Raw genomic sequence first — 20,009 nt, forward strand, 5'->3', positions numbered from 1 at the left:
TTGTAAGCAGTCCGCCGTGTCGGTGGATGCGCATTATAGGGAGATCCGAATTGAGATCAACTGTTTTTTGAAGTTTTTATGAAAAAAATGACTGTTCGCGCAAAATACGAACGAAACGGGTAAAAATAGCACTAAAAAAGGCCCTGAAGGGCCTTTTAACGTTATTTTACTATGAGCTTCCAACCTACTTTTGCTTGTAGCTTGGACTCTAGTTGCAGCTCACTGGCCATTAATGGGTGATATTTTAACCAATCACCATCAAATGTCAGTGCGAGGGTGTTTTCATTTACACTGAGATCAATCGCTGGTAGTACATCATCTTGGCGACGCATTGATAAGATCACGGCGATCCGCACAACTCTTGTTAAACATTCTGCGAGTACTTGATGACAGCCTAAGTGAGCAAAGCTGTTTTTAACAAGATCAGCACGATGTTCACTAGCAACAGCTGTGATCAGTTTATGCTCAGATTGCGAGAACCCTGGCATATCTGTGTTTTCTATAATGTAAGCCGTGTGCTTATGATAAAGCTTATACTCGATCAGTAAGCCAATCTCATGCAGTTTTGCAACCGTTCTTAATAATGCGATTGCGTTATCATCGATCGACTGCCATTGCCCCATGACGCTTTTAGCCAATTGCTCTGCTAGTTGCGCAACACGACAAGCCTGTTTTTGATCTACATGATAACGATTCATTAAACCATCAACAGTACGCTTGCGGATGTCATGGTTATGAAGCTCTGGCACCATGCTGTATAAAACGCCTTCACGCAATGCACCGCGCGCAAGACCCATTTGTTTTATATCTAACGATTCAAATAAGGCGATCAATATAGCGAGGCCAGAAACAAACACTAGACGGCGCTCTTCGCTCAAGCCTGGAAGCTCAAGATCAGCAATTGTTTCAAATTGCACTGATTGCTCTTTAATAGCGAGAAGTTTATCAAGCGTTAAAAGCTCATCTTGATTTTGTGCAACCATGATTTCTTGAATCGCTTGCACTGTACCTGACGCGCCGCTCGCAATTTGCCATCCGGTTGCTTGGTATTCATCGACAATTTCTGTAACCACTTCACTTGCAGCTTTAATTGCAGCAGCAAAGTTTTCGTTACTGAGCTTTTGATCTTTGAAGTAGCGTTCTAGGAAGGTAACACAGCCCATATGCAGACTTTTATAATGCAGTGCATCAAAACCCTGACCGATAACAACCTCGGTACTGGCTCCGCCAATATCGATCACTAGTTGTTTACCGCTGCAAGCTGAGGTATGCGCCACACCTTTATAAATTGTCTTAGCTTCTAGCTCACCGCTGATGACATTGATTTTATGACCAAGGATCTGTTCAGCTTTATGCTTGAATACATCAGCATTAGTAGCAAGACGTAAAGTTGCGGTCGCAACTATTGTGATGTTTTTCTTTGGTATGTCTTGCAGACGCTCAGCAAACAGGGCTAGGCATTCCCAGCCTCGTTGCATGGCTTCAGTGCTGAGGACATTGTTTTCATCAAGCCCTGCAGCAAGCCTTACTTTACGTTTGACTCGACCGATCGTTTGTAGACCGCCAGCAATCGATTTAGCGATCAGCATGTGAAAGCTATTTGATCCTAAGTCGATTACTGCATACACATTTTTTTGCGGTTGAAGTTGCCCCACCGTTCAAAAACCTCTAGTTACTACTAAGTCTTCAATAGCGGTCGTTTATTACGACCGTGATTTCTGGTAACTATTATTTGGTCGACGTCCGTTGTTGTTACGACTACGTGGGCCTGTAGAATAGTTCCGCTTTTTCTGAATAGTAGGCTTAGTTAAATCATCAAGCAATGCACTTTTATCATAATGTGATAATGGAATGCTGTGTTCTATATATTGCTCAATTTCGTGGAGATTATAGGCATACTGTTCACAGGCAAAGCTAATAGCGTGTCCTGATGCACCAGCACGTCCGGTACGACCAATACGGTGTACATAGTCTTCACAATCATCTGGCAAATCAAAATTAAATACATGACTTACTTCTGGGATATGCAAACCTCGCGCTGCAACGTCTGTTGCTACTAAAAAGTCTAAATCGCCTTTGGTAAATTGAGCCAAAATTGATTGACGCTTTTTCTGGTTTACATCACCGGTTAATAATCCAACTCGGTGACCATCGGCTTTCATCCATGCATAAACATTCTCACAACTGTGTTTCGTATTTGCAAACACAATCGCTTTATCTGGCCATTCTTCTTCAATCAAAGTTAACAGTAACTTAATTTTGTCATCTTGTGATGGATGGAATAGCTCTTCTTGAATACGCTTACCTGTTTTTACATCAGGCTCGACTTGTACATGCTCAGGGTTAGTCATATGTTCAAACGCTAATTCCTGCACGCGATAAGACAAGGTTGCAGAGAATAATAGATTTAGTCTCTCAGACGTTTCTGGCATACGTCTAAACATATAACGAATATCTTTTATGAAGCCTAAATCGAACATACGATCCGCTTCATCAAGCACTACAACCTCGATTTCATTGAGGGTATAACAGCCCTGTTTATATAAATCGATTAGGCGTCCAGTAGTGCCAATTAAAATATCAACGCCTTTTTCTAGTTGTGCACGTTGTTTTTCGTAATCTTCGCCACCATATACTAATCCTAAGTTAAGATTACAGTGTGGCGCTAAAATTTTTGCATCTTTGTGTATCTGAATCGCCAGCTCCCTTGTTGGGGCCATGATCAGGGCTCTTGGATGTTTACTAGATGCTTTGCTAGATTGTAATAACCGATGGCACGTGGCAGTTAAAAACGCCAACGTTTTGCCTGTACCTGTTTGCGCTTGGCCCGCAATATCGCGGCCTTCACAAATAAAAGGTAGGCATTTAGCTTGAATGGGTGTGCAATATTCAAACCCATTTTCGGTTAAACCGGCAACCACTTCCGGTGCGATAGCAAAGTCTGAAAACTTTTTATCGGTCAAATGTGTCTTAGTCATAGCGTTTAAGCATAACGTTTAAACTTGCAATAAGAAACAAGAGTGTTTAAATACGCATTAAATATTTCGCCTAACTAATCGGAGATCGCAATGAGCGAGAAAATTATTCAATTAACTGACGATAGCTTTGAAGCTGACGTACTACAATCAGACAAACCTGTACTTGTTGATTTTTGGGCTGAATGGTGCGGACCTTGTAAAATGATCGCCCCTATTCTTGACGAAGTAGCTGGCGAGTTTGATGGCCGAGTTACCGTTGGTAAACTTAACATCGACCAAAATGCAGGCACACCACCAAAGTTCGGTATCCGTGGTATCCCTACATTACTTCTTTTCAAAGATGGTCAAGTTGCAGCAACTAAAGTTGGTGCACTTTCTAAAACTCAATTAGTAGAGTTTTTAGAAAACAACATCTAATGAAAATATAGAAAAAGGGCTTTTTGCCCTTTTTTTAGCTTTATTTTGTTTAAAGACTGGACGCCTTGCTAGTGACCTGCTAGTTTATAAAGCCAACTAATCCTTAGTTATACCAACAAACCTCACTCATGTATCAAACGATGATTTTGAGTATGACAATTGTAATAAAGAACCCACCAATATGCATTTACGCGAATTAAAAGACAAGTCTATCAAAGAGCTTGTAAACTTAGCTGAGTCCATGGGGCTCGAAAACGTAGCCCGTTTAAGAAAACAAGACATTATTTTCGCCATCCTTAAAGCGCACGCTAAAAGCGGTGAAAACATCTATGGCGGCGGTGTACTAGAGATCTTACAAGATGGTTTTGGTTTCTTAAGATCATCAGAAGCATCTTACTTAGCCGGCCCAGATGATATTTATGTATCACCGAGTCAAATCCGTCGATTCAGCATGCGTACTGGTGACTCTATTTCAGGTCTTATTCGTCCACCTAAAGACGGTGAACGTTACTTCGCACTATTAAAAGTAAATGAAGTAAACTTCGACAAACCTGAAAACTCTCGCACAAAAATTCTGTTTGAAAACCTTACCCCACTACACGCAAACGAACGTTTACGTATGGAGCGTGGTAACGGTAGTACTGAAGACATTACAGCACGTGTACTTGATTTAGCCTCTCCAATTGGTAAAGGCCAACGTGCGCTTATCGTTGCTCCGCCAAAAGCGGGTAAAACGATGCTACTGCAAAACATTGCGCAATCAATCAGCTACAACCAACCTGATTGTGAGCTTATGGTGCTTCTTATCGACGAGCGTCCAGAAGAAGTAACAGAGATGCAGCGTCTTGTTAAAGGTGAAGTAATAGCATCAACGTTTGATGAGCCAGCAAGCCGTCACGTTCAAGTTGCTGAAATGGTAATTGAAAAAGCGAAGCGCCTTGTTGAGCACAAAAAAGATGTGGTTATCTTACTTGATTCAATCACGCGTCTTGCTCGTGCTTACAATACCGTTATCCCTTCATCAGGTAAGGTATTAACTGGTGGTGTTGATGCGAACGCATTACACAAACCAAAACGTTTCTTTGGTGCAGCTCGTAACGTAGAAGAAGGCGGTAGCTTAACAATTATCGCAACAGCCCTAATCGATACGGGTTCGAAGATGGACGAAGTTATCTACGAAGAGTTCAAAGGTACAGGTAACATGGAATTACACTTAAATCGTAAGATTGCTGAAAAGCGTGTATTCCCTGCGATTGACTTTAACCGCTCTGGTACACGTCGCGAAGAGTTACTCACTAAACCTGATGAACTTCAAAAAATGTGGATCTTACGTAAAATCGTTCATGAGATGTCAGAAATTGACGCGATGGAATTCTTAATTGATAAGCTTTCAATGAGCAAAACCAATGATGAATTCTTTGACTCGATGAAACGTCAGTAACGATTACTAGTTTTTAAAAATGCCTGTTTAATACAGGCATTTTTTTTGCGTAAAACTAAGGACATAACACCTTAAAAGTTATACTTTAAGAGAATAAGTTTATTGGTAATTAATAGAAATTTGTTCTATACATTATAGGGTTAAAAGGTAAGGATCCCTCAATGACTCGCATTAAAGTAGCTGTAGCTCTATTTATAGTAAGCTTACTTAGTTGTATTGCTAGTTTTGCCGTATTTGATTTTTCTACTGCTGCTATGGCTGTGCTTACACTTGTTGTAATCATTCCATGGCTTGCTTTGATTGCTTTTGTTTATACAAAAGATCAAAAGCAACAAGACTATTTAAGCTACTTTGTAACACAGACGGCTTCTGAAAGGGGTATCGATTTTACTTTTCGCTTTGACGAAAACGATAGCAAGCTGCCAAATGCGTGTCATGCACTTAACGCAGGTTTGACAATGGCTGAGCATATGCTTGGCGAAATATATGCATCATCGGCCCGCTTGTTACCTATGGCTGATGCACTGCGTGACACTTATGCGTCAATGACTCAAAAAGCCACGATACAAGATGCCCACGGTATTGATTTAGCAAATACGATTAATCGAATGATTGAAGTATCTAAAGAGCTGGATAGAAGTCTTGAACAAATATTAAGCTCAGTATCAGATGCCACTAGATCAGTACAACAAACCCGCTTAGACACAGATAAAAGCCAAGCAAGTCTTATCAAGCTTGCCGATAATATCAATCTTACCAGTGAGCAGATTATTTTACTTAAGCAAGACAGTGATGCGATTGGCTCAGTTATTGACGTTATCAATAGTATTGCCGAGCAGACTAACTTACTTGCGCTAAATGCTGCAATTGAAGCAGCTCGAGCGGGTGAACAAGGTCGAGGCTTTGCCGTGGTCGCTGATGAAGTACGAAACCTAGCTGCCCGTACTAGTCAATCGACACAAGAAGTGCGTGAGATGGTTTCTAAAATTCAGCATAGTACTGAACAAGCAAATTCACTAATGCAAACTGCACTTAAAGAAACCGAGCGCACGGTAAAGCTCTCTGAAGCATCAACTAAAGAAACCAATAAAATTGAACAAGCGATGCTTGAAATTAATGCGTTTTCTGAAAGCGTTCATGAGCAAGTAGCGATGCAAAGTCAAATGTCAGATGAAGCACAAACCAGTATAGATGCTATGGTTGAACTTAACTCTGATGCACTTTCAAGCTCACAAATACAAGCTGTATCGAGCAAAGACTTGGTGCGCCTTGCACACTCTTTAGATGAAAAACTATCAATGTTTCTGATCACTCACCCAGAAACCAATCAAGAACAGCGTGTTGATCGCTCTAGGTTCGAAATGACTCAAGAAGTTGAGCAAATTCAAGACGGTGATATAGAACTGTTTTGATCAACCGATGCGTTATGCAGTTGCTCAAGCAGCTGAGCAACTAAGCTTGTTAAGTCAGTAAGCTTATCTTGCTTTAATGCCGACTCAAGTGCCATGGCACTCATCGCGACATCATCTAACTCAAACATTTTAGCTGCACCACCTATACGGTGAGCATCCTGCTGTAAGTTAAACAATTCATGAGCTGCAAAGTGCTGTTGTATCAATGCGCTTTCATGCTCAAAGCTATTGATAAAGCTTGCCACTAAGTCACTCATATCATGCTGGGATTTAGTTGTGGTGCTGTCTTTTTTGCAATGCTTCGCAAGTTGCGTGTAAAACACTTTTTTATCAATTGGTTTGGCAAGGTAACCTGTAAAACCAGCTTCAAGGTAACTGTCGATTTCATGGCTAATTGCATTAGCCGTTAATGCATACACAGGCTGGGTAAAGCCACATTCTTGTAATAGCTTGAGCGCCTGTAAGCCATCCAATACTGGCATTTGAATATCCAGCAGCACCACATCAGGGAATTCCTTGAGACAATGCTCAACAGCTTGCTCACCATTTTCAACCGCAATCACCTCAAGGCCCATCGACTCTAAATAACGAGAAATTAAACGGCGGTTATCTGGGTGGTCTTCGGCAAGTAACACTTTACCTGATAGGCCTTTTGTTGCTGGCTGGACATACTTTGCAAGCTCAACTGTTTCCGTGCTTGGAGTACGCTCTTTGCACGGCAAGTAAAACGAAAATATGCTGCCTTTATTTAGCTCACTTTCAACACTGATATAGCCACCCATCATCATCGCAAGCTGTTGCGATAGGCTTAAACCAAGCCCGGTGCCCCCAAAGCGACGGCTGATGCTATTGTCGCCTTGCCTAAAACATTCAAAGATTTGCTTAAGCTGCTCAGCGTTCATACCAATACCGGTGTCAGTTACACGAAACCATACGCCTTGCTCTACTTTATAGACTTTTAACTCCACTTCACCTTGATTAGTGAACTTAATTGCATTGGCACATAGGTTGATAAGAATCTGTTTAATGCGGGTAAAGTCGAGCTGACTGTAAAACTGTTCGCCAAGCTCATTATGAAATGAAAAGTTCAGCCCTTTATCTTTGGCTTGACCACTAAGCATAGAATGAACATCAGTAAGTAATCGAACTAAATCCCCCTCTTTTAGGCTTAACTCTAGCTTGTTAGCTTCGATTTTACTGATATCAAGTACGTCATTAATCAGCTCTTTTAAGTGATCGCTTTGTTTTTGAATAACAGCCAGCTCATCGTTTAACTGCTCTGGTTTATAATAACCATTCATCAAATTATCGGTTTGGCCTAGGATTGCTGTTAAAGGTGTACGAATTTCATGGCTAATATTTGCTAAAAACTGACTTTTAATTTCATTAGCGCTGCGTAATTGTTCTGCGGTTTCTTCAAGCTCTTTGGTGCGTTTAGCAACCATTAACGAAAGTTGCTCTTTTGCCCCTTTTTCAATGTTACGACGATAAATAGTAATACCCGTCACCACTATCATCACAAACAAGATAAATAGCATAATGCCCAACTGACGTTGTTTAGACATTTCGAGCTCTTGCACATTCTGTAGCTGCTTTAATTCAACAATTTCTTGATTAAGCTGACTTGCTTGGATTTGGCTTTGCAGCTCACCCATAGACTTTAATAATTTTAGGCTTTGCTCGCTTTTGAAAGCGCGAACAAACTCATCAAAACTAGCAACGGCTGCTGCATAGTCACCCTTACCTGACTTAATTAGGGCCATCATTCCGGCGCCGTCTTGTACTCTCAAATCATCTTTATATTGTTTAGCCATAAAAACTGAGGTAGTCAGAGTGGCCTCAGCTTCAGTGAGCTTTCCTTGTAATAACTCAATTTTTGCTTGCGACAATAAGCCAGCTAGCTCTAATGTTTTATTATCAATTCTTTTTGCAAACTCAACGGCTTTTTCTGCATGACTTAAGGCAAGCTATAAATCACCGGTGCGCAGATACACATTAGCAATATTAGCGTGGCGTGAAGAGAGAAAGTAAGCGTTATTCGTTTCTTGGTAGTAGCGCAAGGCACGCTGATAGTAGTGTAAAGAAAGTTGATACTGGCCAAGCTCTGAGTAAGCCACTCCCATATTGCCATACGACTGAGCAACGCCATCTTCATCACCTAATTTTTGGAAAATCTCTAGCGTTTCTCGATACATATCAAGCGCAATATCATAGCTCGACAAACGAATATAAATACCCGCTATATTGTGTAAAATATCGGCTTTATCTTGCTCGCTACCATGCTCTTCATAAATTTCTTTCGCTTCTTTGTAATATTTAAGTGCTTGATCCATATTGAACATGTCAAAGTAAGCAAGGCCAATATTACTGAGTAAGTTTGCTTCGGCAATTGGCTCTGGTAGTTTTTCTGCAACGCTTAATGCCTTGCTATAAGCAAGCACCGCTTGTTGCATCAAGCCTTGATAATAATAAGTGACGCCTTGCATTTTTAGGCTACGAAAATAGCGATTTGGCGTTGCTGTAAAACTAGTTACTTGCTCTGCCAATTGGTAGTTTTTTACCGCCGCAGAGAAATTACCTTTATCTAAAGCAAAGTCGGCAAGCTGCATGTATATATCGAGGCTTAGTTCTTGATTTGTCGTACTTTGATTAAGCAGCTTTTTGGCAAGCTGTTGCTTTTCTTGCCATTGCTCGGATTGGCTAAATTGCTCTATCAGCGAAGTGGATGCAAAGCTAGACTGCGAAACAAACAAACTACAGCTGAACAATAAAGCAGTGAACAAGCTTACACGCAGTGATGTGAACATATGGCGAAATCCCTTAAAATCAACTTAGCCTGAAAATGAAGTTATTTAAGCTCGGCTAAATGCATTCCCTAGTATCTAAAAACATTAGCGTAGTTTCAAAAAAGCAGCTGTGATAGCGTATACCACTGTAGATTACACTAAAGATAGGCTTGCGAACAATGGTTAACCCACTGATTGATGAGATTTTTTACCTTCTTTTGGAACAGCCTATTTGGAAGGTTCATACGCTTGCCAGCGCACTTAGTGAATCAGGAAAAATAAAGCAATTAGATAATGACCCACAAAAAGATCTGTTTAAACGCAACTTTTTAGTTATGAATGGTCTTTATCAACTACAAGCACAACTTGCACCTGAGCAACATCTACAGATTGCGTCACTTCACATTGAACTTGTTAGTAAGCAAACGGGTAACGCATTAGAAAGTCATGATCCACTACGGGATTACTATTTAGATTGGCAAAACTTTGATACAACGAGCGATGAAATAGATGCGTTGTTAAGTGATTTTTGGCAGCGTTTTTCGTCATTTAGCCCAAACAAGGGCATTCACTCATTACCTCAGCAGCAGCTATTACAATTACTAAAGGCATGGCAGCTACCTACTGATTTTTCAGAAAAACAGTTACAAAAACGTTGGCGACAACTGGCATTAAAACATCACCCTGATCGCCAAGGCTGTGCAACTGAGTTTAAGAAAATACAACTCGAATATGAGCAACTTAAAGTAAGCTGCTCATAACTCAACAATTTACCTGCTCAAACGTCGCGCACGGATCTTGCGTTTTTTAATATTACCTTCAGTCAATTTACGTAACGCAGGTTTTGCAGCAGCTCGCTCAACAGCAATAAAGGCAACATTATCAAGTACGTTAATTTTACCTACCTGATGACCGGCAATTCCCTCTTTACCTGTTAATGCTCCTAAAATATCACCGGCACGAATTTTTTGCTTCTTGCCTGCATCAATCATAATAGTTGCCATGGTTGGCTTATAAGCGGGCTTTTCTAGCAAGCTAAATGGCGGAATTGGTTCAGGGTCAAAATCACGCTCGTAGTGGTCGCCAATTTGTGCCACTTTAAATTGCTCAGCTTCACCATAAATAGAACATGCAATACCCTTTTTACTTGCTCGACCAGTACGGCCAACACGGTGTACATGGGTTTGTGGGTCATGCGCTAGGTGGTAATTCACTACCATGTCCATATCGTTGATATCTAAGCCACGCGCGGCAACATCCGTTGCAACAAGAATACAGGCGCTTTTATTAGCAAAGCGAATTAAAGTACGCTCACGTTCACGTTGATCTAAATCACCGTGCAAGGCAACAGCACTAAACCCTTCAGCGTAAAGGTCATCACAAATCTGTTGTGTTTCAACCTTGGTGTTACAAAAAACCACACAGCTTTCTGGTTGGAACTTCAACAACAACAGCTTCAATGTGTTAAAGCGCTGTTTATTATTATCTAGCTTGTAAAAGTATTGCTTGATTGTGCTTTTTGTTTGCTCTTCTTCTACCTTAATCATTTCTGGGTTGCTAAGCACTCGCTCAGCTATCGCAGCAATTGATTTTGGATAAGTCGCACTAAACAATAATGTTTGGCGTTGGTTAGGAATGCACTCAACAATAGCATCAAGGGTATCTTGGAAGCCCATATCTAGCATTTGATCAGCTTCATCTAACACTAGGGTCTCGACATCATCTAAACGCAATGTGCCTTTGCGAATATGGTCATCAACACGACCTGGAGTACCAACGATAATATGCGCACCATGCTCTAATGAGCCAATTTGTGGACCAATAGAGACACCACCACATAAAGTTAAAACTTTAATGTTATGAATACCACGGGCAAGCTTACGAACTTCTTCAGCTACCTGCTCTGCTAACTCTCGGGTTGGACATAAAATGAGAGACTGAATACGAAAGCGTTTCACATTTAACTTAGCCAGCACACCTAAACTAAATGCAGCCGTTTTACCCGACCCCGTTTTGGCTTGGGCAATAATATCTTTGCCTTGCAAGATCACTGGCAAACTTTGCGCTTGCACTGGCGTCATTTGCGTATAACCTAAAGTTGATAAGTTATCGGTTAACTCTCGCGGCAAAGCCAAAGATGAAAAAGCAGTAGCAGTCACAGTAATATTCCAAACTTGATAATTGAGGGACATCCTCGAAGATGCTGTGGATCATAGCAGAGAATGTGCTGTTTCTCTAAACGAAAACACTGTTCAGCATATTTAATTCATATTTGCTTACAGTTTGCTGCTTTCTAACTCTCTGCATTTGTTCTAGTTTATTGATAGCAACCTTCAGGAAGAAACTATGCTTCTATTTAATACCGCTGCAGCTGATGTTTTCTATAAAAAACAAAAAACGTGCCCTCACTGTCATAGTGAACATTATTCTTTAAGCAATCACAGTAAAGTTTTGCGCTTTACTATTTTGCCAATCATGCCACTTTCTATTAATTATCAAAGACAATGTGATGACTGTGGCTATGTTACTCCTGCACCTTGGTATTCATTGCCCGTCTTAGAGTTAGCGTCGTTCATAAAATACTTTATTGGTCTATTCATTATCGTTTACCTATTAACAAATGCATTAATCGGTGCGAATGAACAAACTGAAAATGAGCAAAATTACTTAAACGAGCCAAAGTTATTTGATACCTATTTTGTCTATTCAGATAAATTTACTGGCAAACCAAAGCGTATAAACAACTTAAAAGTAGCTCAGCTCGTTGAATTCGATGACAAGGACATGACTTTTAGAGTTGCTAACTACACTTACAAATACAATAAAGACATCGAAATTGCCATGCGTACCAGCATGCTAGTTCAAGATGATTACTTTTCTAGTAAAACCCTGACTTTCAGTAAGTCACAAATAAAGCAGCTTTATGATGAAGGCAGCATTTATAAAATTATGCGACCTGAGCTTTATAGTTTATTTGGTGGTTTTGTTATGCACCCCCCTAGACCTAAGCCTTTATATACGGGCGTTAAGCTCGATAAACATAATCAGGAAGGGATTACTTACTTCAAAGATGGCTTATACGAGGAAGCGTTGAAAAGTTTTACTCTGTCTGCGGAAGATGGTTATGCATGGGGGCAGTTAAATTTGGGTCAGATGTATCGTGATGGCCAAGGGACAGAAGTGAATAACGAAAAAGCAGCTTACTGGCTCAACAAAGCTACCTTACAAGGGAATCCTAAAGCAAAGATTGAGCTCGCAGAGCTATGCTTGAGCTACGATTGTAGTAAATTGAATACTCAATAATCTATTACCCATAAATATCACACATAAGAAACCAGCCAAATTATATGGTTCTCACTATTTACTTTGAATTTGTTATGTTATAACATTTTTGTAGTGGCGTAGTATTTATACTCTTTTAAAGCCGAGTTACTCTCTCTGCTCTGCTTTTGAGATTACGCAGCCTGATGAAAGAATCATCTTTTGAGTTTGTATAACTTGAAGGAAGACCTTGCACACTAGCACGCTTACGTTCCCGTGCTAAATCCTTGCCGGCGAGCTTGCTCGCCGGCACTTTTCTTTTAAAGCTTTAAATGATCATCTAAGAAAGCCAATACTTTTTTATAGTAAAGAGTTCGGTGCTCTTCTTTATAAAAACCGTGGCCTTCATCATCTAGAATAGTGATTTCATATGGGTGCTTAGCTTTTTTCAACGCTGCTTCTAATGATTCTGCTTGCTCAATTGGAGCTCGTTCGTCTTCACCACCATGCACAATAAGCACAGGTGCTTTTAGCTTATCGACATTATAAGCAGGCGAGAATGCTTTTAGTTCTGCCTCATCAGTACCAATCACTGTTTTAAGGTAATTAATACCATAGCTTCGGGCTTGCGTGTCACCTTCTTCATACATAAGAGGCAAGTCGTAAACCCCCATCAGGCCAATTGCGCATTTGAACATATCCGGCTCGATAATCGCGCTTTGTAGTGCTGAGTAACCACCGAAGCTGGTTCCCATAATACAAATATTATCTTTATCAACTGTGCCGTCATTAATTAATAATTTCACACCATCAATAATATCGTGTTGAATATTTTGCCCCCACTGGCGATAGCCAGCTTCTTGGAAGTTCATACCAAACCCTTCCGAACCTCGAAAGTTAACCTTTAATACCGCCATACCTTTATTGGCTAACATTTGTACTTCTGGATCGTAGCCCCAGTTATCACGTGCAATTGGGCCACCATGTGGCATAACAACTAAAGGTAAGTTTTTCTCAGCTTTACCATTTGGCACAGTTAAATAAGCAAGAATTGTTAGACCATCGCGGCTTTTAAAACGCAGTGGTGTGGTTTGCGCCATATCATCTTGGTTTATCCAACCACGTGCAGAAAATAGCACTCTTAACTTATTCTTCTTTGCGTCATACAGATAATATTGCCCAGGGTTGATATCGCTCGATGCGAAAATAATATTTTTTGAATCGTCTTCTGTACTGCTGACTAGCTGTACTTGACTGCCTGGCAGTGCGCCCAATAAATCTTTAAGACGCTGTGATTTAGGCGAATTGCTATCAACAAACGCATAGCTTGGGTAGTCAGCCTCAGTTTCTATTGCAAATAACTCTTTAGAGATTTCATCAACCCAAATATGCGACGGCGAAACATGCTTATCTTGAAAGATTTTCGTCACTTCTTTGGTTTTTAGGTTAATTTTAATAAGGCTTTCTGCTTCTCCACCTTTTGATGCAGTGGCATAGACAGACTCACCAGATTTATCAAACGCCTTTAATGAGATATCGGTGTAATTAATACCTTCTAAATCAAGCTCTTTCCAAAAACCGCCTTCAGGCTCTCGCACATGAATTGTCGCATTGAGGTAATCGTCACTTGATACAGCGATACGAACATTGCCATCATGGTCTGTTAAAAAACGTCCCATAGGTGCAGGTGATCGCGTAATTAGGGTGCGCAGACCGCGATAAACATCGACTTCATATACAACGGTAGTTGGTTCATTGGTTGCAGTCCATGGGTAAGTGACAACCAAAACTTTTTTATCATCATGAAGTAAGGGATCTAAAAGGTATGACGTTCCTTGAACTGGTGTTTGCTTTTTTAACCGAGTACCAGTTTGCTGTTCACCATGATAACCAATTACGTATGCGCCACGGCTACCATCGACGTTCACGGCAAATAACTCACCATAATAAATAGGGGTATTTTGCCAACCTTTTAAATACTCTTTTTCAAGAATAACTCGTTCATTGTTAACCCAATGGTATTCGCCAACCTGTGCATTACCCGGAAAAGCAACCGCATGGGTCACTGCAAACTTGGTTGTATCAACAATGATGAGTGAATTCTTACCTTCGTGCTTTTTAATAGCTGCGACATAATTGCCATCAGGAGAGATGGTTACACGACTAAAGTCATTACCTTTACTAAAATCTTCTACAGATAATTTTGCAGATTTAGCGAAGCTGGTAAATGACAGCGTAAATAACGCTAGCCCCAGCATAAAAGTGAGGTATCGAGACATGATTAACTCCATTTAACGATTTAATTGTTATATTTAGCTGAACAATGTTAAAGCAAAGACCCTGTATTTACTATAAAAACCTAACAAATAAGGGCCTATTTAATACTTTCTAACGACGAATTTTATGCCCAAACTCAACTACTAACACAACGATAATTCCGGCTACAACGCCTAATAATCCATCAAATATAATCGGCGTAGCCAGCTCACCTGTTTTACCAAGTAAACCCGTTACAAACTCAGCGCTACCCTGTTGGGCGTGATGCAAAACGGGGATGCCATGTACCAATATGCCTCCGCCAACTAAAAACATAGCAACCGTTCCTGCAAAGGCTAAAAAGCGCATTAACTTAGGCGCTGCAGCAAGTAAAAACTTACCTACTAGCTCTTTAAACTTACCGCCACTTTGCTGCGCTTTTTGCAGTAAATACAAACCAGCATCATCAAGTTTAACAATCCCGGCAACTAACCCATACACGCCAATGGTCATAATAATTGCGATTACACTGAGCACTAAAGCTTGATTCACCAGTGTTGCGCCAGCAACCGTGCCTAGCGTTATCACGATAATTTCTGCAGAGAGGATAAAATCAGTGCGGATCGCCCCTTTCACTTTTTGCTTTTCGTATTCTTGTAAGTCTTGTTGTTCAGCCAGAGTTTCATCTTCTTGTTGAGCATGACCAAACAGCTTTTCGATAATTTTCTCTGCACCTTCAAAGCACAAAAACAGCCCGCCAACCATTAACAGCGGAGTAATTAACCAAGGCAACCAAACACTAATCAATAATGCTGCGGGCACTAAGATGGCTTTGTTAATAAACGAGCCTTTTGCCACAGCCCAAACTACAGGCAACTCTCTATCGGCAGTTACCCCTGTGACTTGCTGAGCATTAAGAGCTAGGTCATCACCTAACACCCCTGCTGTTTTTTTTGTTGCGACTTTACTCATCGTCGCAATATCGTCTAAAAGTGTTGTAATATCATCAAGTAAGGTTAGTAAATTAGTGCCTGCCATGGTAGTTCCTTGCCCATTAAATACACTATCAACATAACTTATCCTACCATTTTCACCAACGGTTAATTTTTCTTTGTTAGGCTTATAGCTCATTCAAAAATAGAGGTGTTTCTATGATTAAACCACTTCTCTCAGGGCTCGCATTAGTTACCTTGTGCGCGTGTGCTGAGCAAAGTGCACCGAGCAATTATCAGTGCGATGAAACGCTTAGCGCCAGTATTGTTGAATACAATGATGAGGAAGCAAGACTGACATTTAAGGAAAGTGAATTTTTACTCAATCGCCAAGTAAGCGGCTCAGGGGTTAAATACAGTGCCGATAATGTGCTGTTTTGGTCAAAAGGCGATGAAGCCATGTTGATTTTAAAAGGTAAAAAGTACCAATGTAGCTTAACTCAGTAATAGCAAAAGCTTTCGTGGCTAAATTAGCTTAATCAGTGGTTTTGAGTATAATAGCGACAGTTTATTCAGCGTTTAAGCGGCTATAATGAAATATAAAGATCTTCGCGAATTTATCGAGTTATTAGAACAAAAAGGTGAATTAAAACGGATCAAACAAGAAATTGATCCTTACCTTGAAATGACCGAAATTGCCGACCGCACGTTACGTGCCGAGGGCCCTGCTCTGTTATTCGAAAACCCTAAAGGCCACACTATTCCGGTTCTTGCCAACCTTTTTGGTACGCCTAAGCGTGTTGCAATGGGCATGGGTCAAGATGATGTTAGTGAACTGCGCGAAGTGGGTAAGTTATTAGCTTTTCTAAAAGAACCTGAGCCACCTAAAGGCATTAAAGAGGCACTAGGGCAAATCCCAGTATTCAAACAAGTACTGAATATGCCAGCTAAAGAAGTAAAAAAAGCGCCTTGTCAGCAAGTTATACTTGAAGGCGATGATGTTGACTTAACTAAGCTGCCTATCCAACATTGCTGGCCGGGTGATGCTGCTCCCTTGATCACATGGGGTCTAACGGTTACCAAAGGGCCTTATAAAAAGCGCCAAAACTTAGGCATTTACCGTCAACAGCTATTGGGTAAAAACAAAATTATCATGCGTTGGCTATCGCACCGCGGTGGTGCATTAGATTTTCGTGAATGGTGTAAAGAGCACCCAGGCGAACCTTACCCTGTATCTGTCGCATTAGGTGCCGATCCTGCGACAATCCTAGGCGCTGTAACACCAGTACCAGACACCCTAAGCGAATATGCGTTTGCTGGTTTACTACGCGGTAGTAAAACTGAAGTTGTTAAATCGGTTTCAAATGACCTACAAGTGCCTGCTACCGCAGAGTTCGTGCTTGAAGGTTATATTATGCAGGGTGAAACAGCACCAGAAGGCCCTTATGGCGATCACACAGGTTACTATAACGAAGTAGACGAGTTTCCGGTGATGACGGTGACTCACATTACACATCGTGAAAACCCAATTTATCACAGCACTTACACAGGCCGTCCACCAGATGAGCCAGCAGTACTCGGGGTTGCTTTGAACGAAGTGTTCGTGCCAATTCTGCAAAAGCAATTCCCGGAAATTGTAGATTTTTACCTACCACCTGAAGGCTGTTCATACCGTATGGCTGTGGTCACGATGAAAAAACAATATCCAGGTCATGCCAAGCGCGTGATGATGGGGGTGTGGTCTTTCTTGCGTCAATTCATGTATACCAAGTTCGTGATTGTTTGCGATGATGATGTAAACGCACGCGATTGGAACGACGTGATCTGGGCAATTACCACGCGTATGGACCCTGCTCGCGATACGACGATGATCGAAAACACGCCAATTGATTATTTAGATTTTGCATCACCAGTTTCTGGCCTTGGCTCAAAAATGGGCATGGATGCAACCAATAAATGGCCAGGCGAAACAGATCGTGAATGGGGTGAGCCCATTGTCATGGATCCAAAAATCAAAGAACGTGTTGATGAATTATGGGACAGCTTAGATATTCTCTAGGCTGTGTCTATGTTAAACTGCTCAAAATTTAACGGTTATGAGTGCGATTCATAACCGAATTTGCTTCTGTGCTTATAAAGGTAAACTATGCAAACACTACTCGCTGACGTTGTTGCGATCAGCCCGCTTACAGACCACGTACATAAGGTCATTTTGAAACCACAGCAACCTGTGTCATTCGAGGCAGGCCAATATATGCAACTAGTATTAGGCGAAAAAGATAAGCGTGCCTTTTCTATTGCAAGCCGCCCGTCGCAAACTGAACAGATTGAACTACACATTGGTGCCGCGGGTGCTGATTCGTATGCAATGCAAGCGCTTGACCATTTACGTCAAGCTCATACAGAGCAACAGCAAGTTAATGTTGAAGTGGGCTTAGGTGTATCACAGTTGCGAGTTGAGGGTGAGCGCCCAATTATTCTACTTGCTGGCGGTACAGGTTTTTCTTATGCCAAATCAATGGCTGATCACCTTGCTGAAATCGGCTGTGAGCGTCCTGTATTATTTTACTGGGGTGTACGTGAGCAAGCTGCACTTTATGCTCATGATGAAATGCAAGCATGGGCAAACAGCAACCCACATTTCCAATACATTCCAGTAGTTGAAAATGCGCCGCAAAGCTGGAATGGCAAAACCGGTTACGTCCACAAGGCTGTTATGGAAGATATCGTGTCTTTAGAACCATATGATATATACATGGCAGGCCGCTTCGACATGATTGGCGTGGTTCGCGATGATTTTATTAATCATGGTGCGGTACGTGAGAACATGTTCGCCGATGCATTTGCATTCATTAAATAACTAACTCATACCGGTTATTTTTAAGGCATCCAATTGGATGCCTTTTTTATTTGTTTTACCTATCGCCTTAATCCGTCTAAACGATTTCACAAACTGCATTTCCTTGACCATACTCTGATTAGAATAACGATGGGGAGAGACCCAAATGCTAAATACAAAAGTACAAGACTTTATGCAACGTAAGTTGCCACACATTACGCCTGAAACTGAAATGACCACCGCGATTAGCGAGCTGCAAAAGTTTAAATTACTAGGCGCACCTGTATTTGATGACAACAAAAGCCTAGTTGGCTTTATTTCTGAACAAGAGCTGCTGCAACCGCTCATGCAAAACAGTTATTTCTGTGATGGTGTAGTGAAGGTAAAACAGCTAATGCGCACCGATGTTGTTACCGTGAGTAGCGATCAAAACATCATTGAGCTGGCTGATGGCATGCAAACTGGAAAGCCAAAAAACTACCCAGTTATTGAAGATGGTAAGGTTGTTGGCATGATCAGCCGGGGAGACGTGCTCAAGGCATTGTATGAAAACTATGTCTCATGCCAAGAGCACCAAGTGTAAGTTAGCTGCTTAACGATTAACAGCTAACTGTTTTAAAGCAGCTTTATCTGCATCGCTTAAATAAGCAATTTCAAGCGCATTAGCTTGCGCTTTTTCCATATCGGCTTGGCTTAAGCCTGCCGCAGGTGCTGCTACTTGATACTCATACGCTATTTCAATACCTTCAACTGCTGGATCATCAGTATTAATTGATGCCAAAATACCATGATCTAAGAAGGTTTTTAACGGGTGTTTTGCAAGCTCAGCAACAGTACTGGTTTGAATGTTACTGGTTAAGCAAGACTCAATACCAATGCGCTTATCACGTAAGTAATCCATTAGAGCAGCATCTTCAATCGCTTTTACACCATGACCAATACGCGTTGCACCAAGCTCGTTAATTGCTTGCCAAATACTTTCGCTACCGCGTGCTTCACCAGCGTGAATAGTAGCAGCTAAGTATGCATCGTGAACTTGCTTAAAGTGATCAACAAATAACTCACCCGGGAAACCAATTTCATCGCCAGCTAAATCAACCGCTACTAAATCATTTTTAAAAGCAAGTAGCGCATCAAGCTCTTGCTGACAGATTTTGGTGCCATATGTACGCGACATGATGCCGATTAAGTTAGCTTTAATTGGCGCGTTTTGGCACGCACTTTTTACACCATCAACCACCGCTTCGACAACTCCTTGCGGGTGTAAGCCTTGGCTTTGCGCCATATAATATGGACTAAAACGAAGCTCAACGTAATCGAGGTTTTGGGCAATCGCATCTTCAACGTTTTCGATAGCAATACGACGACAAGCATCGTAATCACCCAGTACTTTTACACCCCAATCAAGTTTTTGTAAAAATGCCACTAAATTTGGTTCAGGGTCGATAACCTGTACGTGCGGAATAAGCGCTTCAATGTTGTCAGCAGGTAATTCAAGATTAAACTGACGACCAAGGTCTAAGATCGTTTGTGGGCGAACATTACCATCTAGATGACGGTGAATATCAAGCAAAGGGAGTTTGTTATTGATCATAATTAGCACTCAGGTTCAGTAAATTTGCGCGGATCATACGTACCCACGGCGATATTTCAAGTTTAGATGATTTTATTTACTTTTTTGAGGTCA

The 20,009-nt window shown here is 41.1% G+C and carries 17 protein-coding genes; 9 read left to right on the forward strand and 8 right to left on the reverse strand.

Translation table 11 applies throughout. The features are described 5' to 3' along the window. Positions 1 to 161: 161 nt before the first annotated feature. Positions 162 to 1,655 carry a guanosine-5'-triphosphate,3'-diphosphate diphosphatase gene (gene gppA, locus HUS62_RS11320; protein ID WP_175079594.1) on the reverse strand — a complete coding sequence of 498 codons (1,494 nt, stop codon included), beginning with the start codon at positions 1,653 to 1,655 and terminating at the stop codon, positions 162 to 164. A 48-nt stretch (positions 1,656 to 1,703) separates the two neighbouring features. Then, a complete protein-coding gene (gene rhlB, locus HUS62_RS11325) occupies positions 1,704 to 2,978 on the reverse strand; it encodes an ATP-dependent RNA helicase RhlB (protein WP_063529730.1) in 1,275 nt (424 codons plus the stop codon). A 90-nt stretch (positions 2,979 to 3,068) separates the two neighbouring features. Here rhlB and trxA point away from each other — a divergent pair, with 90 nt between their 5' ends. The 3 genes from trxA to HUS62_RS11340 all read left to right on the forward strand — a co-directional run bounded on the left by trxA (position 3,069) and on the right by HUS62_RS11340 (position 6,248). Continuing rightward, complete coding sequence (trxA, locus tag HUS62_RS11330) at positions 3,069 to 3,395, forward strand: thioredoxin TrxA (RefSeq protein ID WP_054554679.1); 327 nt, start codon at positions 3,069 to 3,071, stop codon at positions 3,393 to 3,395. 181 nt (positions 3,396 to 3,576) lie between these two features. Beyond that, entirely contained in the window at positions 3,577 to 4,836 is a 1,260-nt protein-coding gene (rho, locus tag HUS62_RS11335) for a transcription termination factor Rho (RefSeq protein ID WP_062566226.1), read from the forward strand. Between the two features lie 161 nt (positions 4,837 to 4,997). Then, positions 4,998 to 6,248 (forward strand): methyl-accepting chemotaxis protein, encoded by a 1,251-nt coding sequence (locus HUS62_RS11340; protein WP_175079595.1) that lies wholly within the window; start codon positions 4,998 to 5,000, stop codon positions 6,246 to 6,248. Here the strand turns inward: HUS62_RS11340 and HUS62_RS11345 are convergent. Then, entirely contained in the window at positions 6,221 to 8,137 is a 1,917-nt protein-coding gene (locus HUS62_RS11345) for an ATP-binding protein (RefSeq protein WP_175079596.1), read from the reverse strand. The genes HUS62_RS11340 and HUS62_RS11345 overlap by 28 nt on opposite strands. A gap of 78 nt (positions 8,138 to 8,215) precedes the next feature. Next, positions 8,216 to 9,055: a tetratricopeptide repeat protein gene (locus tag HUS62_RS11350; protein WP_175079597.1), complete on the reverse strand. Its 840-nt coding sequence runs from the start codon at positions 9,053 to 9,055 to the stop codon at positions 8,216 to 8,218. Between the two features lie 158 nt (positions 9,056 to 9,213). Here HUS62_RS11350 and HUS62_RS11355 point away from each other — a divergent pair, with 158 nt between their 5' ends. Then, positions 9,214 to 9,795: a DNA-J related domain-containing protein gene (locus HUS62_RS11355; RefSeq protein ID WP_175079598.1), complete on the forward strand. Its 582-nt coding sequence runs from the start codon at positions 9,214 to 9,216 to the stop codon at positions 9,793 to 9,795. 9 nt (positions 9,796 to 9,804) lie between these two features. On the opposite strand, the gene dbpA is transcribed toward HUS62_RS11355, so the two are convergent. Beyond that, positions 9,805 to 11,193: an ATP-dependent RNA helicase DbpA gene (gene dbpA / locus HUS62_RS11360; RefSeq protein ID WP_175079599.1), complete on the reverse strand. Its 1,389-nt coding sequence runs from the start codon at positions 11,191 to 11,193 to the stop codon at positions 9,805 to 9,807. A gap of 187 nt (positions 11,194 to 11,380) precedes the next feature. Between dbpA and HUS62_RS11365 the strand changes: the two genes are divergently transcribed. Further along, on the forward strand, positions 11,381 to 12,337 hold the full coding sequence (locus tag HUS62_RS11365) for a tetratricopeptide repeat protein (RefSeq protein WP_175079600.1): 957 nt from the start codon (positions 11,381 to 11,383) through the stop codon (positions 12,335 to 12,337). A gap of 278 nt (positions 12,338 to 12,615) precedes the next feature. On the opposite strand, the gene HUS62_RS11370 is transcribed toward HUS62_RS11365, so the two are convergent. Continuing rightward, on the reverse strand, positions 12,616 to 14,574 hold the full coding sequence (locus tag HUS62_RS11370) for a S9 family peptidase (protein ID WP_175079601.1): 1,959 nt from the start codon (positions 14,572 to 14,574) through the stop codon (positions 12,616 to 12,618). Positions 14,575 to 14,683: 109 nt separating this feature from the next. After that, positions 14,684 to 15,589: a DUF808 domain-containing protein gene (locus HUS62_RS11375; RefSeq protein WP_175079602.1), complete on the reverse strand. Its 906-nt coding sequence runs from the start codon at positions 15,587 to 15,589 to the stop codon at positions 14,684 to 14,686. Positions 15,590 to 15,702: 113 nt separating this feature from the next. On the opposite strand from HUS62_RS11375, the gene HUS62_RS11380 reads away from it, so the two are divergent. The 4 genes from HUS62_RS11380 (at position 15,703) to HUS62_RS11395 (ending at position 18,905) form a co-directional block, all read left to right on the forward strand. Continuing rightward, positions 15,703 to 15,990: an MliC family protein gene (locus HUS62_RS11380; RefSeq protein WP_175079603.1), complete on the forward strand. Its 288-nt coding sequence runs from the start codon at positions 15,703 to 15,705 to the stop codon at positions 15,988 to 15,990. An 85-nt stretch (positions 15,991 to 16,075) separates the two neighbouring features. Continuing rightward, a complete protein-coding gene (ubiD, locus tag HUS62_RS11385) occupies positions 16,076 to 17,542 on the forward strand; it encodes a 4-hydroxy-3-polyprenylbenzoate decarboxylase (protein WP_175079604.1) in 1,467 nt (488 codons plus the stop codon). Positions 17,543 to 17,629: 87 nt separating this feature from the next. Continuing rightward, positions 17,630 to 18,343 (forward strand): NAD(P)H-flavin reductase, encoded by a 714-nt coding sequence (fre, locus tag HUS62_RS11390; RefSeq protein WP_175079605.1) that lies wholly within the window; start codon positions 17,630 to 17,632, stop codon positions 18,341 to 18,343. Between the two features lie 145 nt (positions 18,344 to 18,488). Further along, entirely contained in the window at positions 18,489 to 18,905 is a 417-nt protein-coding gene (locus tag HUS62_RS11395) for a CBS domain-containing protein (protein ID WP_054563674.1), read from the forward strand. A 9-nt stretch (positions 18,906 to 18,914) separates the two neighbouring features. On the opposite strand, the gene add is transcribed toward HUS62_RS11395, so the two are convergent. Further along, on the reverse strand, positions 18,915 to 19,916 hold the full coding sequence (gene add / locus HUS62_RS11400; protein ID WP_175079606.1) for an adenosine deaminase: 1,002 nt from the start codon (positions 19,914 to 19,916) through the stop codon (positions 18,915 to 18,917). Positions 19,917 to 20,009: the final 93 nt, after the last annotated feature.

Origin of the sequence: Pseudoalteromonas sp. 0303 (assembly GCF_013349995.1) — a bacterium.
Lineage (GTDB): Bacteria > Pseudomonadota > Gammaproteobacteria > Enterobacterales > Alteromonadaceae > Pseudoalteromonas.